The 13,879-nt window shown below is 67.7% G+C and carries 11 protein-coding genes; 4 read left to right on the top strand and 7 right to left on the bottom strand.

Annotation, left to right across the window (positions count from 1 at the left end):
- From AC1DMQ_RS25605 to AC1DMQ_RS25595, 3 genes are all read left to right on the top strand, one after another.
- Positions 1 to 2,007, top strand: a 2,007-nt coding sequence (locus AC1DMQ_RS25605; RefSeq protein WP_477036351.1) for an acyltransferase domain-containing protein, incomplete at its 5' end; no start/stop codon positions are given.
- Complete coding sequence (locus AC1DMQ_RS25600; protein WP_477036350.1) at positions 2,004 to 3,341, top strand: thioester reductase domain-containing protein; 1,338 nt, start codon at positions 2,004 to 2,006, stop codon at positions 3,339 to 3,341. The genes AC1DMQ_RS25605 and AC1DMQ_RS25600, both read left to right, overlap by 4 nt.
- A 40-nt stretch (positions 3,342 to 3,381) precedes the next feature.
- Positions 3,382 to 3,852 (top strand): hypothetical protein, encoded by a 471-nt coding sequence (locus AC1DMQ_RS25595; protein ID WP_477036349.1) that lies wholly within the window; start codon positions 3,382 to 3,384, stop codon positions 3,850 to 3,852.
- Positions 3,853 to 3,905: 53 nt separating this feature from the next.
- Here AC1DMQ_RS25595 and AC1DMQ_RS25590 read toward each other — a convergent pair whose 3' ends face one another.
- The 6 genes from AC1DMQ_RS25590 to AC1DMQ_RS25565 form a co-directional block, all read right to left on the bottom strand.
- Entirely contained in the window at positions 3,906 to 4,664 is a 759-nt protein-coding gene (locus tag AC1DMQ_RS25590; protein WP_477036348.1) for a thioesterase II family protein, read from the bottom strand.
- Between the two features lie 11 nt (positions 4,665 to 4,675).
- Positions 4,676 to 6,124, bottom strand: a complete 1,449-nt coding sequence (locus AC1DMQ_RS25585) for a Dyp-type peroxidase (protein WP_477036347.1) — start codon at positions 6,122 to 6,124, stop codon at positions 4,676 to 4,678.
- A 29-nt stretch (positions 6,125 to 6,153) separates the two neighbouring features.
- Positions 6,154 to 7,314, bottom strand: coding sequence for a hypothetical protein (locus AC1DMQ_RS25580; RefSeq protein ID WP_477036346.1), 1,161 nt, complete (start codon positions 7,312 to 7,314; stop codon positions 6,154 to 6,156).
- A gap of 171 nt (positions 7,315 to 7,485) precedes the next feature.
- Positions 7,486 to 8,454 carry a hypothetical protein gene (locus tag AC1DMQ_RS25575; RefSeq protein WP_477036345.1) on the bottom strand — a complete coding sequence of 323 codons (969 nt, stop codon included), beginning with the start codon at positions 8,452 to 8,454 and terminating at the stop codon, positions 7,486 to 7,488.
- Between the two features lie 14 nt (positions 8,455 to 8,468).
- Positions 8,469 to 10,019 (bottom strand): ABC1 kinase family protein, encoded by a 1,551-nt coding sequence (locus tag AC1DMQ_RS25570; protein WP_477036344.1) that lies wholly within the window; start codon positions 10,017 to 10,019, stop codon positions 8,469 to 8,471.
- A complete protein-coding gene (locus AC1DMQ_RS25565) occupies positions 10,016 to 11,689 on the bottom strand; it encodes an ABC1 kinase family protein (RefSeq protein WP_477036343.1) in 1,674 nt (557 codons plus the stop codon). The genes AC1DMQ_RS25570 and AC1DMQ_RS25565 overlap by 4 nt, the downstream gene beginning before the upstream one ends.
- A 132-nt stretch (positions 11,690 to 11,821) precedes the next feature.
- Between AC1DMQ_RS25565 and AC1DMQ_RS25560 the strand changes: the two genes are divergently transcribed.
- On the top strand, positions 11,822 to 12,544 hold the full coding sequence (locus tag AC1DMQ_RS25560) for a 4'-phosphopantetheinyl transferase family protein (protein ID WP_477036342.1): 723 nt from the start codon (positions 11,822 to 11,824) through the stop codon (positions 12,542 to 12,544).
- On the opposite strand, the gene AC1DMQ_RS25555 is transcribed toward AC1DMQ_RS25560, so the two are convergent.
- On the bottom strand, positions 12,541 to 13,587 hold the full coding sequence (locus AC1DMQ_RS25555) for an amidohydrolase family protein (RefSeq protein ID WP_477036341.1): 1,047 nt from the start codon (positions 13,585 to 13,587) through the stop codon (positions 12,541 to 12,543). The genes AC1DMQ_RS25560 and AC1DMQ_RS25555 overlap by 4 nt on opposite strands.
- Between the last annotated feature and the right edge of the window lie 292 nt (positions 13,588 to 13,879).

The raw sequence follows: 13,879 nt of genomic DNA, 5'->3' as shown, positions 1-13,879 counted from the left end.
CTGGTGGCTCGCCGCGCCCAGCTGATGCAGGCCTTGCCGCCGGGCGGAGCCATGGCCGCGGTCTGGGCGAGCGAGGCGGATCTCGACCTTTCCGCCTATGGCGATCGCCTGTCGCTGGCCGCCGTCAACGGTCCCGGCGACCTGGTGGTCTCCGGCGAGGCGACGGCCCTGGACGCCCTGCGCGCCGACCTGGAGCGCCAGGGCGTGGCCAGCCGACCGCTGACCGTCTCCCACGCCTTCCACTCGCCGCTGATGGCCCCGATCCTGGAGCCGTTCGCCGACCTGGCCCGCACCGTCGACTACCAGCGCCCGCAGGTCCGGCTGATCCGCGACCTGGACGGCGCGCTGGCCGACGGCCCGCTGGACGCCGACTACTGGACCGCCCACCTGCGCAACCCGGTGCGCTTCCAAGACGCCTTGCAGACCCTGAAAGCCCAGGACTGCACCGTGGTCGTCGAGATCGGCCCGCACCCGATCCTGACCGCCATGGCCAAGCCGGCCGAAGATGAGGGTCCCCGCTGGCTGCCGTCCCTGCGTCGCAAGCGCGGCGACCTGGACACCCTGCGCGAGACCCTGGCCGCCCTCTATGTCGCCGGCGCGCCGATCGACTGGACCGCCGTCCATCGCCACCAGCCCCACGACCATCTCCACCTGCCGACCTATCCCTTCCAGCGCAAACCCTACTGGATGGCCCCGACACCGGCGGCCAACACCGGGCCGGCGCCCCCCGTCGCCGGACCAGCGCCCCTGGACCATCCGTTCCTGGGCGGCCGGCTGTCGTCGCCGCTGGACCACGCCCAGTTCGAGACCCAATTCAATCTGGCCCGCCTGCCGATGGTCGGCGATCACCGCATTTTCGGCATGCCGTGGGTCAACTTCGCCACCTATCTGGAACTGGCCTTCGCCGGCGCCCGCGAGGCCTATGGCGCGGCCCCGGCGGCGGTGAAGAACGTGACGCTGCCCCGCGCCATGATCCTGCGCGAAGCCGAGTCCAAGCGCGTCCAACTGGTTCTTGAGCGATCACCCGAAGGGCGACGCTTCCAAGTGTTCGCACACACGCCCGTCAAGACCGCCGACACGCCGTGGGTCATCCATGGCCTAGGCGAGCTGGTGATGCCCGAAGACGAAGCCATCGCCTCTCCGGCCAGAGTGCGCCTCGACGCCGTGCGGACCCGCTGCGCGAACGCCGTGGCGCCGGCGACCTTCTACGCGGCGATGGAGCAGCACGGCGTCACCTTGGGCCCGGCCTGCCGCTGGCTGGAGGCCGTGTGGCGCGGCGAGGGCGAGGCGCTGGGCGAGATCCGCCTGCCGCGCGACGGCGAGCACGATCCCCGGGTGGTGCTGGATCTCGGTGCGATGGACGCGGCCTTCCAGGTGCTGGGCGCGCTGCTGCCGCCGGACGCGCCGCGCGACTTCGTGTTTTCCAGCCTCGAGCGGATCGACCACTTCGGTGCCGGGCCGCGCGGCCGTCTGTGGGTTCACGCCGTGCGGGCCGAGGGCGAGCCGGAGCCTGACGCCCTGGTCGGCGACCTGACGATCTTCGACGACGAGGGCAGGGTGGTCGCCGCCGTCCAGCGGGCACGCCTGCAGCGCGTGCAGCTCGACGCCCCCGCGACGGGCGAAACCGTGCTCGCGCCCGAGACCTCGGCCAACGCCCTGGCCGAACTGTTGCTGGCGCCGGATCCCGAGGCGCATCTGCGCGACTTCCTGAAAACCGAGCTCGCCGCCTGCCTTCGCGTTTCGGAAGACGAGATCGATATCGACGCCGAACTGGCGCCGCAGATCGACTCCCTGATCGCCGCCGAACTCAACGCCCATGTCGAGCGCAGCCTGGGCGTACGCCTGCCGGTGGCGGCGCTGTTCGACGGCAGCACGCTGCGGGACGTCACGACGCGCCTGCTGGCCGAGGTCAGCCCGTCGGAAGACCTGCTGACCGAGATGCTGGACGCGCTGGAAGGCCTCACCGACGACGAAGCCGAGACCCGAGTGGCGGAGGCCTCGCTATGAACGGTCCGGGCGTGCGCCTCGCGGAGATCTCGCCGGCCAAGCGGGCGCTGCTGATGCAGATGCTGCGCGCGCGTCGCGAGGCCGTCGCCGCGCCCGCGACCGGGATCATGACTGTCTCGGACATGCTGGCGGAAGCCGTGCTGCCCGCGGACATCGATCCGCAACGGGTCCGCCCCGCCGCCAAGCGGGTGTCGACGGTCCTGCTGACCGGCGCCACGGGGTTCATCGGCGCCTATCTGCTGGCGGCCCTGGTCGAGGCCGGAGTCGAGCGCGTGGTGTGCCTTGTTCGGGCCGCCAGCCCGGCCGAGGCGGAAACCCGCGTGGACGAAGCGCTGGCCGCCTACGATCTTCCGGCCCGCGACCCAAGAACCGCCGTCGTCGTCGGCGACCTGGCCAGTCCGCAGCTGGGGCTCGACGACCGGACATTCGAGCAGTTGGCCAGCGAGGTCGACGCTATCGTCCATTGCGGTGCCCTGGTGAAGTGGACCTATCCCTATGCGGCGCTGCGGGCGGCCAATGTGGACGGCACGCTGGAGCTGCTGCGCCTGGCCACGGCCGATCGGCTCAAGCCGTTCCACCTGATCTCCACCGTCGGCGTGTTCTCGTCCGCCGGCCGTGACGGCGGCGCGGTGCTGGAAACCGAACCGCTGGAGAACAGCGGCGGCCTGGCGGTCGGCTACGCCCAGAGCAAATGGGTAGCGGAGAAGGTGACCCACCTGGCCGCGGCGCGCGGCGTGCCGGTCGGCGTCTACCGCCCGAATACGCGCCCGGACAGCCGGACGGGGGCGTTCAACATCGCCGACTATCTGAGCCAAATGCTGCGGGGCTGCATCGGCCTGGGCCGAGCGCCCTCGCTCGACTTTTCGATCTCGGGCGCGCCCATCGACTATGTGTCGCGGGCGATCGTGCACGTCGCCCTCGAACGGCCGGCCGACGGCGGGGTGTTTCACCTGGTGGATCCGGTGGGCGTCGACTGGCGCCGGGTCATCGCGTGGACGGCGCGCGCCGGTTATCCGCTCGAAGCGGTCGATTTCGGCGACTGGAAGCGGCGCGTCGACGCCGTGCCGGGCGGCTTCGCCCTGGGACCGTTCTTCAGCGAAGGCAAGTTCGACCAGGTCGTCCTGCCGCGCTTCGACACGACGCGGCTCCAGCAGGCGCTGGTGGGTACGGACATCGCCTGCCCGCCGCAGGACTACGAGCAATTCCATCTATCGTTGCAGCACTTCGCGCGGCGCGGGTTCCTGCCGCCGCCGAGGCTGACGCTGGATGAGCAAGACGTCGGTTGGGTCACGGCGGGTACGAAAAGTTCTGAACCCAGGGGCGTAACAAGCTAAGATAGTTTTCAAGTTCAACAGCAACCAAGGGATGTTGAAAATGGCTGAGCAAACCGAGACGGTCGACGACGAAGTCACCAAGCTGCGGGCCCGCGTAAAGCGGCTCGAAGCGGAGCGCGACCGGTTGAAGAAGACCGACAGCGACGACGATGTGGAACGCAGAGGCCGGCATGTCGCCGACTCCCTGAACGATGCGCGGCGGTCGAAGGGCGATACGGCGGTCCGGGTGGCGCGCGGCATGACGCTCGCCTCCTTCGAGTTCGTCCGCCTGTTCGCGGATTCGATCTCGGCCTTCAGCGAGGAAGTGATCGATCGCAACGAAAGCCGTTCGCGCGGCGGCCGTCGCAGCGTCACCTCGCTGGCCACCCGGCTTCCGGAAGACGTCGCCGACGGGTTCGCCAGCGCGCTGGACCGTTTCAGCGACATCCCGGCGCGGGCGGCCGACCGCTATTCGAAGACCTATCGCCAGGGCGACGCCAGCGATCGCCACGACGACAAGGACGACGACTAGTCACCAGACGACGGACGGGCGCGGCGGTCCTTGGCCTGCCGCGTCCAGCCCGCCTATCTCACGAGAGACAGCAGTCGCGTTCCCAGGAACTCGACCAGCGCCTTCGCCTCACTGCTCACGAAGAAATGGCCTCCGGGAAACTCGGCGTGTTCGAAGCCGGCGTTCGCATGATCGCGCCACGGCAGCAGGTCGGCCGCCGTCGCCGCGTCGTCCTCGCGCCCGCCCAGCACCCAGATCGGACAGTCCAGGGCCGCGCCGTCGGCGCCGGCATAGGTTTCCAGCATCGTGATGTCGGCGCGCAGCACGCCCAGCACCATGGCCCTCAGGTCGGGATCGGCCAGCACCTCGGTCGGGATCGCGCCCAGCCGCTTCAGCCGCGCCAAGAATGCGGCGTCGTCGAGCTGATGGGTCTTCGGCCGGCCGGCGAGGCGGGCAGGGGCCGCGCAGCCGGCCAGGAACACGGCCAACGGAGCCTGACCGGCGCGCTGCCGGCGCAGCGCCAGTTCGAAGGCCAGGACCGCGCCCATGCTGTGGCCGAAAATCGCCAGCGGCCGATCGTCCAGCATGGCGAGATCCGCCTCCAGGCCGGCGACCATGCCGCGCACGTCCGTCGCCGGCGGCTCGCGCATACGCGTGCCGCGACCGGGGAGTTCGACGCTGACCAGCTCGATCGACGGAGGGAGCAGGGCCGGCCATTGCCGTTGCAGGAATGCGCCGCCGCCGGCGTGCGGCAGGCAGAGCAGCCGCGCCGCTACCGGCGTCTCCCGAGCGTATCGCCAAAGGGCGGCGCCCTGGCGGACGGGCGTACGCAACGGGGCCAGGGTCAGAACTCGGTCATGAACCGCAAGGCTGTCAGGCTGGGCATGAACAGATAGGCGGCGGCGCGGGTGCGCACGAACCGCGGCATGTGCGGGATGCGCTTGCGGTACGGTTCGGCCTGCAGGGTCATGTAGCCCGTCCCGTTGTTGTCGCCGACGAACGGGTCCTTGGTCGAGAACTCGGCGTTGAAGGTCGGGATGTTGAACCAGGTCTGCTGCACGAACTCGTACTGGCGCTGGATGTCGGCGTTCAGGACCACGAACTGCAGGCCGCGCTTCACGCCGTCGTCCTGGAGATCGACCGGGGCCCGCGGCCATTCGGTTTCCTCCGCGGTGATCAGCGGATCGCCGTACAGCATGGCGCGACGCAGCACGCGGTGCCGGCTGGAGGTGTTCATCGACGACTCCGGCGTGTCGTTGACACGGGAGTCGCGGGGATTGGCGCGCCGGATGTGCGAGCCGACCGGGCAGCGGGTGCCATCGGGGTCCAGCGGCATGAAGCGAAAATCGTTCTCGTCGGAATACCGGACCGGATCGTTGTCAGGCGAGAGCGTGATCGGCGTCCCGCTGGGCCAGCGGCCCAGGTATTTCGAACTGACCTTCAGCATCTCGGCCTGGTCGCCGTCGGCCGCTTGCTGGATCGATTGCCAGAACTTGGCGACGTCCTGTTCCAGCTTTCGGTAGACCACATAGGTGCCGTGCTTGCCGAAATCCCGGCAGTCGGGGAGGGCGCCTTCGGGAAACCGGGGCAGGATGTGATGGCGGTCCTCCGAGACCGGCACGATCGGGCTGGTCGGGTAGAGCCCATAGGCGTTGAGATAGCCCAGGATGAACTCGCCGGTTTCGGCGGCGATCTGGCCGTCGGCCTTTTGAATGCCCACCCCGACGATGTTGGGCTGGGACAAGCCGTCGTGGAAGCCGAAGTGCTCCTTGGCCTCCTCGCGCCGATAGCCGTATTCGGTGGCGATGATCGAGACCGCCCCATCGCTGGCGGTGATCAGCTCGTCGAGGACCTTCTCGAAGTCCCTCAGGTGCTTCGGACCACGGCTCTGGACCATCAGCATGGCGTGGACCGGCGCGGTGTTGGGGCCGCCGAACTCCCAAAGCTCGGGCGCGCTTTCGCCCACGTCGCCGGACACGTCGGCCCGCGCGGCGGCGCCCAGGGTGTAGGGCGGCAGGAAGCTCTCAAGCGTCTTGTGCGGCAGCTTCAGGGCCTGGAAGCCGGGATAGGTGAAGGCGATGTTGATCGACTGGGGCGGCTTGACCTTCTTGCCGTCGGGACCCGTCGGCCAGAGCTCGCCCGAGCTGACGGACGGCAGCAACTGCGCCAGCCATTGCCGCGCGCCGACGGCGTCGTGGAATTGCAGGAACAGATAGGCCGAGCGCTTCAGGTGGCTGTAGGCGCTGACCAGCGGCCCCTGAACGTCGGAGCGGTCGACTTCCATGGTTTGCATCGTACTGCGCTCCTTGTGGGGTTCGGGGCTCAGAGCGCCGTCAGCGTCTCGCGGACCTTGGCGCTCTCGAGCGCCAAGCCGGCCTGCAGCGTCTCAGCGAGGTTGGCATTGCTGGTGCGGTCGCGGATCAGGTTGAGCACCGTCTCGTTGGGATAGGATTTGAACAGCAGTTGCGGCTCGTACTGGTGGTTCAGGATCCACCGCTGGAACGGCAGCACGTCGGCCATGCCGCCCTTCGGATAGCCGAAGGTGTTGTTGTAGACCCCGTCCAGGGCCCAGATGATCTTGTCGATGAAGTCGCCCATGTAGTTCTGCCACGAGCCGTCGAACACGCTGAGGAAGATCAGGCGCTTGTCGTTGTCGATCAGCACCCAGCGGAACGAGTGCAGCGTGCCCACGTCGGCGAACTGGCCGGGCGCCCAGCCGTACTTGCCGAGGAATTCGTTGACCCAGAACGCCAGGCGCACGCGCCAGTAGAGCCAGGGCTTGATGGTGGTGATCGTCACCATCTGGCCGTCGATGGCGGTCAGGGCCTGGGCCCGCGGCGTCAGCGGATTGTCCTCGAACGAGGTCACCTTCGAATAGTTCTTGGTCTGGCCGATCTGGCTGATCGGCTTGACGATGGCCAGGGCCAGCGACATCCAGGCGTTGTGGAAATCGGCCCGCGTCCGCGCGATGAACGCCGAAAGGTTGGCCCGGAAGCCGGGAACGCGCGGCAGGCGCGACAGTATGGTCATCACCGAGCGAAGGGTCGGCCCGCCGGCGTCCAGCAGGTTCTCGAGCTGCTCGCGGACCGCGATCTTGCTCTTGATCGACGCCACGGTCTCGTCGCGGAAGGCGATGTAAAAGGCTTGGGTGGGGAAGGCGGTCTTGCGGATGTAGTCGATGAAGCCGTCGCGGCCCGGATAGCCCTCGCAATGGTCCCAGATCTTATCTAGACCCGGAGTGATCGCCATCTGGTGTTCCAGGTAGTCGTTCAGGTCGCCGTCGAATTCGACGGCGAGCAGAAGTCTCGCGCCGGGCCCCACCTCGTCCTCGACAATCACCCAGCGCGAACAATGGGTCAGCTTGTCGTTCTTCAGCTGCAGATACTTGTTGTCGTGCTGGTGGGCGTTGATGTCTTCGAGGATTCCCCGCAGGGAGTCGACGTGGCCCGACTTGATCTTCACGTACACAGTCAGCGAGTTCATGTCCGTCCTCGGATTTCGACAAACACCTGTACGCCGCATGCACCCGTACGCCGCATGACGTTCAGCCCTGACCAAAAGCCTAACCTCGCCCCGGCCGACCTCAACTACAAATTGACGTGATAGCTTATGACCTGAAAAGTTGCATATTTTCCGGGCGCCGATCGAACCGATCTAGGCCTTGACGTAGGACCGGTGCAGCGCTCCGACAGGAAGCGCCGAGCGAGACTGGAAGGTCTTGGGCGCGCGCTTCTTGAAGAGGTTCAGGGCGGACTCGATGCCGGCGCTGATCACGACGTCGGCAATCGCGCCCAGCAGTATGTTGTCGATCGGGAAGCCCAGCTCCTTCAGCGCCGCTTTGACCACCTGGCTGGCGTAGGCCTTCTTGTCGGGACCGCTGGCGGATCGCAGCCGCTCGGTCATCGCCACCACCTCGAAGAAAGCCTGCACCCCGGCGGTCATCTGTTCGCCGTGCTGGCCGATGAACACGAGCACGTCGGTGGCCGGCTTGATCAGCGTGCGCTTGTCGTGGATCAGGCCCGCGTCCCTGACCCGCTGCACCGCGGCCTTCACCTCGGGCGTCAACGGCTCGACATAGTGCAGCTTGGCGTAGATCCAGTTGAACAGGCGGAAGAAGGGCTGCAGCGCGTCGAGCACCACGGCGCCGGCGGCGCGCAAGGCGCCGTTGAGCGACCAGTGGTCCGGCCGACTGGAATCCCACAGTCCGTAGGTGTCGACGCTGCAGACCAGCGCGTCGATCACCCAGTCGATGGTGATGTTGATGACCAGCGGGCTCAGATCGCGAGGAACGCCCGGCAGTTGGAGATTGGAGTCGTTGTAGATCGCGTGCACCGCCGCCCGGACCTGGCCCTTCTTCCGCGAGCCGTTGCCGTTGGGGTAGCGCTGCTCGGCAGCCTGGACCAGAACCTCCATCAGCTCGATCCAGGCGACGACGCCGCGCTCGATGTCCGGTCCATGGTCGGCCAGGTTCTTCAGCGCCGCGCCCAGGCCCTCGGCGACCCCGCCGCTGGCGGCCTCGCGCAGCAGCTCGACCAGCTGGTGCACCTCGGCGTCGACGTTCCGCTGAGCTTCGCTGGGTTCGCGCCGCTTGATCCGCCCTATAGCGTTGAACACGAACTCCACGTTGCGCTCCCGGTCTAGAGTCGACGCCAGAGGACGGCGCAGGCGAGGTAGAGCCCGCCCAGCCCAGCGCCCAGCGGCCATTCCAGCGGCACGCCGAACACCACGGGCAGGTTGGGGATGGTCAGCAGCACGGCGACGCTGACCGCCAGAATGGCCGCCGTCCAAAGCCGCGCCCGGCGGTTTTGGGCTCGGACGACCCGGGCGGCGTCCGTGGATTCCACGCGCAGGCGCACGCTGCCGTCGGCGGCGTCGGCCAGAATCTGGGCCAGTTGCGCCGGCCCGTCCTGGGTCAGGGTCAGGGTGTTCAGCAGCACCTGCTGCAGCCGGTCGCGATCGAACAGCTGGTCGAACTTCTCGTCGCGCCGCAGCTCGGCGAAGAACCGGCCGCCCACGTCGCGCAGTCCATTGGGGAGGCCAAGCTCGCTGGCCAGGGTCTCCACAGTGACCAGAGCCCGGTAGAGCGACAGCACGTCGCTGGGGATCTGGTAGCCGTTGCGGCGCGCCACGCGCAGCACGCCGATCAGGGCGTTGGCGGTGCTGGAGGCGCCGCCGTGCTCCTGGCTTCCGGCCCGCATCTCGGCGTCGAAGTCGCGACGCAGCCCTTCCACGTCGCTCTCCGGCCTGGCCACGAGGACCTCGGTCAGCGCCTTGAAGATGCGCGGCTGGTTGCCGGCGTAGATGGCGGAGACATAGCTCAGCTGGTTGGCCCGCACGGTCTCGTCCAGCTTGTCGCAAAGCCCGAAATCCACGAAGCCGACACGCCGATCCGGCAGAACCAGCAGGTTGCCCGGGTGCAGGTCGGCGTGGAAAAACCGATAGCGGAAAATCTGGATGAGGGTGGCGGTGACCAGCCTTTCGGCGAAGTCCCGCCGCTCGTCCGCGGTGAGCAGCGGGCCGCCGGCGCGCTCGGGCGCGACGCCGCGCAGTTCGGCCAGGACGCGGTTGACCCGGATCCCCTCGAGATACTCGTAGGTGATCACCCGGCTCGAACTCAGATGCAGGTAGGTGCGCGGGATCCTTTGCAGGGTGCTGCCGGCGGCCAGGGGCTGCAGCCTGCGGGCGTTGTCGAGCTCCCGCTCGAAGTCGATCTCTTGACGCAGCCATTCAGCCAACTCGTCGGCCAGTTCGCGCACCGAGATCGGCAAGCTTACGCCGAGCCGTTTGACCAGTTGCCCGACCAGCCGCATGCGCCGGATGTCGCGGGCCACGCGCCGCTCGATGCCCGGCCGCAGGATCTTGACCGCGACGACGGCGCCGTCATGCAGGCGGGCGCGGTGCACCTGAGCCAGCGAACCGGCCCCGATCGGCCGACGTTCGATGCTGTCGAACAGTTCCGAGACGGGCGCGCCCAGCTCCATCTCCACGATCCGCTCGGCTTCGCCCCACGGGAACGGTTCGCTTCGATCCACCAGGGTGAGAAGCTCGTCGCAATAGGCCTGCGGGAGGATGTCGGGCCGCAGCGCCAGATATTGCCCGATCTTGACGAAGGTGGGCCCCAGCCGAGTGAGCAGGGCGGCCAGCTGGCGCGCGACGTCGGCGGGCGCCAGCTTGGTCAGCTTGTTCATCGCAGCCGCCATGAAGTGAAGAGCGCCGTGACGGCGAAGGTCGCGACCAGGGCCAGGGTCAGCGACAAGGGCAGGGCGGTCGCCTTGCCCAACACCGCCGCCGACACTCCGGCGATCCCCAGCATGGCCCAACCTGAGGCGCGCCCGCCGCGGCGTTCGTCCCGGTCCGACCGGGCCGTCGTCGCCCGGATGGTCGGCGCTTCCCCCTTGGCGTTCAGGCCGTGGACCAGCGATCCGCCCAGATAGCGCAGCGACTCCTGCCAGACCGGGTCCTTGACCATCGACCGGACCCGCTCGAAGGCGTCCGGTCGGGTCTTCTCGAAGAACGCCCGCAGTTGGGCCAGCAGGTCGAACTCCGGGTCGATGTGCCAGAGCGTGGCGTTCAGATTGTTGATGGCCCGCCAGAACAGCAGGTAGTTCAGGTCGTAGATCAGGCCGTTTCGCCGGGAAACGTCGATCATTTCGCCGGTGTAGCGCGCCAGGTGCCGGTCCTCGATCGGGCCGGAGGGATTGAGCAGGGCGGCATACCAGCGGGTCAGCACCTCGCGGCAGTCGTCGCGAAAGCGGTCCATGTCGGTCAGCTCGGTCTCGGTGACCTGCTGGCCGTAGGCACGCATGCTAGCCCCGATATTGCCGATCGCCAGGCTCTCGATCTGGGCGGTGATGATTGCGCGACGCGCGTCGGTCAGTTCGCCGAAGATGCCGAAATCCAGGAACACCACGCGGTTCTCCGGCAGGAACAGGATGTTTCCGGGGTGCGGGTCGCCATGGAAGAAGCCGTCGACGAACAGTTGCGAGAGCGACGCCTCGGTGAAGTTGTGCAGCGCCGTCGGCAGGTCGAAGCCGGGCAGCTTCTCGGCCAGTTCCTCGGGCGTGTAGGTCTGGACAAGCTCGCGGATGTGCGTGGCGCTGATGCCGGTCACGAAGTCCATGGTCAGGACGCGGGCGGTGGACAACTCCCAATGGATGGCGGGGATGACCACGGCCGGACCGGCCTTGCGGGCCACGCGTTCGGCCGTCGCGCCCTCGGTGCGGAAATCCATCTCGCGCAGCGTCCACGCCTCGAACTGGTCGACCATGCCGGTGGCCGACAGCCGCCCGAACACGCCGAGCGACTGGGCGAAGGCGGTCAGCTTGCGCAGGTTGCGGATGTCGGCCCGGAAGATCCGCATGATGCCGGCCCGCTGGACCTTCACGGCCACCCGTCGCCCGTCGGGCAGACGCGCGTCGTGGACCTGGCCGATGGACGCCGCCGCGATCGGTTCGGCGCTGAAGGTCGGAAACAGGACCTCGACCGGCCCACCCAGTTCGCGCTCGATGATCCCCTGAGCCACGCCCGACGGCATCGGCCCGACGCTTTCGAACAGGTTGTTCAGCTCCAGGCAGACCTCCGCCGGAAGAATGTCGAAACGCAGCGCCAGAAACTGCCCAAGTTTCAAGTAGGTTAGGCCCAGTTCCTCAAGCGCCTTTCGAAACCGGACGGCGAAACTCAGCGTGCTCCAGGGCGCGAAGAAGCGGCCGAAGGGAAACAGCCGGTATTTGAAGATCTTCACCAGGACCAGCAGGCCGCGACGCAGGTCGATGGACCAATCGCCGGACTGCGGTTCGGACCGCGCGTCTCCCGCCGGAGCGGCCCTGCCGCGCTGGTCCATCGTGGTCTGATAAGACATCAGTCCCTCGGTCGCCTGTCGTGGGTCGCCTGTCGTGCGCCGGATGCCGCGCCTGAGCGGCGCCGATTTGAGCGCCACACGCCCCAGTTGGATCATTGGGCGAAGCCCCGCCATGAGGGTACACTGCCCGCCATGGGTATGCACAACTTTTCCGCGTTGTCGACGGATGCTATCGTTCTGCTGTATCTGCAGGCGCCGGAGGCGGCTTCCGCGGCGTGCGCGCGAGTCGAAACCCAACTTTCACCTCAGGAACAGGACCGCGCGTCGCGCTTTCGCTTCCAAAGGGACCGAAACGCCTTCGTCGCCGCCCATGGGCTGCTCCGCTTCGCCTTGCGCCAGATCACCGGACGCGCGGACTGGTCGTTCGACACGGGTCCGAACGGCAAGCCGGTATTGGCGGCGGGGGAGGGCGCCGTCGTCCCGCACTTCAACATCACCCACACGCCGGGCCTGGCCGCCTGCGGCCTGACCCTCGCCGGTCCGATCGGCGTCGACGCGGAACTTCGGGGCAGGGCGGTCGATGTCGCCGGCGTGGCAGAGCGGTGCTTCACGCCCGAAGAGCGCCGCCGCGTCGAAGCTGCCGGTCGGGAGGGAAACCAGCGCTTCATCGAGCTCTGGACGCTGAAGGAGGCCGTCGCCAAGGCCGTGGGCCACGGCCTGGCCATGGACCTGCGGAGCTTCTCGGTCACGACCGATCCTTGCGCCGTGTGCTTTGAAGGCCGGCCTGATCCGTCGTGGCGGCTTGGCCTGACGACCTTGCCGCGCCATTGCCTGACCGTGGCGTGCAAGCCGGAAGAAGGTGCGATTGCACGGTTTGAGTGGCGCGAGATCTCGTGGGACGAGCTTCACGACTAGCGGTCGCGGATCCTCTCGGCGAGATCGTCGACGGGTTTCACGAAGGCCCGGCGCAGCTTGACGCCGAGCCCGTCCGGCGGCGAGGCCGGCAGGGCGGCCAACCGGGGGAACAGCGCCACGGCATGGTTGCGGTTGATGTCCGCCAGGACTTCGGGAGCAAAAACCCGAATATTTTCAAGCGCTTTCACCTGCATTCCGACGGCGCGCGCGGGCGCGAACGGATAGTCGCTGCCAAACAGGATGTGACTCGGATCGACCAGCTCGCGCAGCGCGGCCATCACGGAGGGCGAGGGCGACAGGGCGGTGTCGAAATAGAAGCCGCGGATATGATGCAGCATGCCCTTGGGAAGGGTCTTGGCCAGCTTGAGCTGATCATTGGCCAACGACAGCCGCCAGGCGATGTAAGGCAGGAAACCGCCGGCGTGGGCCAGAATCCAGCGGATGCGCGGATAGCGCTCCAGGGTTCCCGTGAGGATCAGGTTGGTCGCGGCCCGCGTGGTGTCGCACAGAAACTCCACCAGATAGCCCGGCGTGGCCAGGTCAAGCTCGGTGCTGGTCTTGTGGAGATTGGGATGAACGAACACCACGGCCGCGCGCCGGTCCAGCTCGGCCATCAGCTCGTCCAGGCGCGGATCGCCCAGGAACACGCCTTCGGTGCTGCCCAGCAACACGACGCCGTCGGCCTTGAGCACGTCCAGCGCGTGGACGGCCTCGGCGCAGGCCTGGGCCGTGAACGGCATGGGCAGCACGGCGAACCAGCCGAAACGGCCAGGATGATCCAGCACCGTCTGGGCCGAGAATTCGTTGCTGGCGCGCGCCAGGTCGCAGGCTTCGGGCAAATCACCGAAATAGACGCCCGGCGCCGACAGCGACGTGACGGCCGTCTCGACGCCGTAGAGATCCATGGTGCGGATCGAGGCGCGCACGGTCCAACGCGGCAGATCGGCGCCGCCGACCTTCGTCACGCCACGCCGGCTCATGGCCTTGGCCACGACCGGCGGAATGACATGGTGATGAACGTCGATGCGGCGCGCTGGGGTCACGGTATGGAGCTCCTGGCGATTGCGAACCTGAAAGCGCGCCACGACATCAACCGGCGGACAGCCAAAACGGTTCGTGGCCAAGCGGGTGTGCGGTCGCGGCGGGCCTACAATTTCTTCTGATAATATTACTTAGACGATACATCTTTGTAGCGACCGGATGAGAATGTCACCCCCGTGCCAGTTAGGCATGTCACCCTTCCAGCGTGTTGTCTGGAGGGCCTGGGATGGCGGTTCGGAGCATGAGCGACAAGGAACTGGCGCGGCTGGAGGTGCTGCGCGATCTCGATAGTCA

The sequence above is a fragment of the Caulobacter sp. 05L422 genome (assembly GCF_056397765.1).
This window is presented reverse-complemented; position numbering and strand designations above follow the sequence as displayed.

Excerpts from the sequence above, each read along its gene's own strand:
- AC1DMQ_RS25600 (WP_477036350.1), top strand. The coding sequence starts at position 2,004 with ATGAACGGTCCGGGCGTGCGCCTCGCGGAGATCTCGCCGGCCAAGCGG.
- AC1DMQ_RS25595 (WP_477036349.1), top strand. The coding sequence starts at position 3,382 with ATGGCTGAGCAAACCGAGACGGTCGACGACGAAGTCACCAAGCTGCGG.
- AC1DMQ_RS25585 (WP_477036347.1), bottom strand. The coding sequence starts at position 6,124 with ATGCAAACCATGGAAGTCGACCGCTCCGACGTTCAGGGGCCGCTGGTC.
- AC1DMQ_RS25580 (WP_477036346.1), bottom strand. The coding sequence starts at position 7,314 with ATGAACTCGCTGACTGTGTACGTGAAGATCAAGTCGGGCCACGTCGAC.
- AC1DMQ_RS25570 (WP_477036344.1), bottom strand. The coding sequence starts at position 10,019 with ATGAACAAGCTGACCAAGCTGGCGCCCGCCGACGTCGCGCGCCAGCTG.
- AC1DMQ_RS25565 (WP_477036343.1), bottom strand. The coding sequence starts at position 11,689 with ATGTCTTATCAGACCACGATGGACCAGCGCGGCAGGGCCGCTCCGGCG.
- AC1DMQ_RS25560 (WP_477036342.1), top strand. The coding sequence starts at position 11,822 with ATGGGTATGCACAACTTTTCCGCGTTGTCGACGGATGCTATCGTTCTG.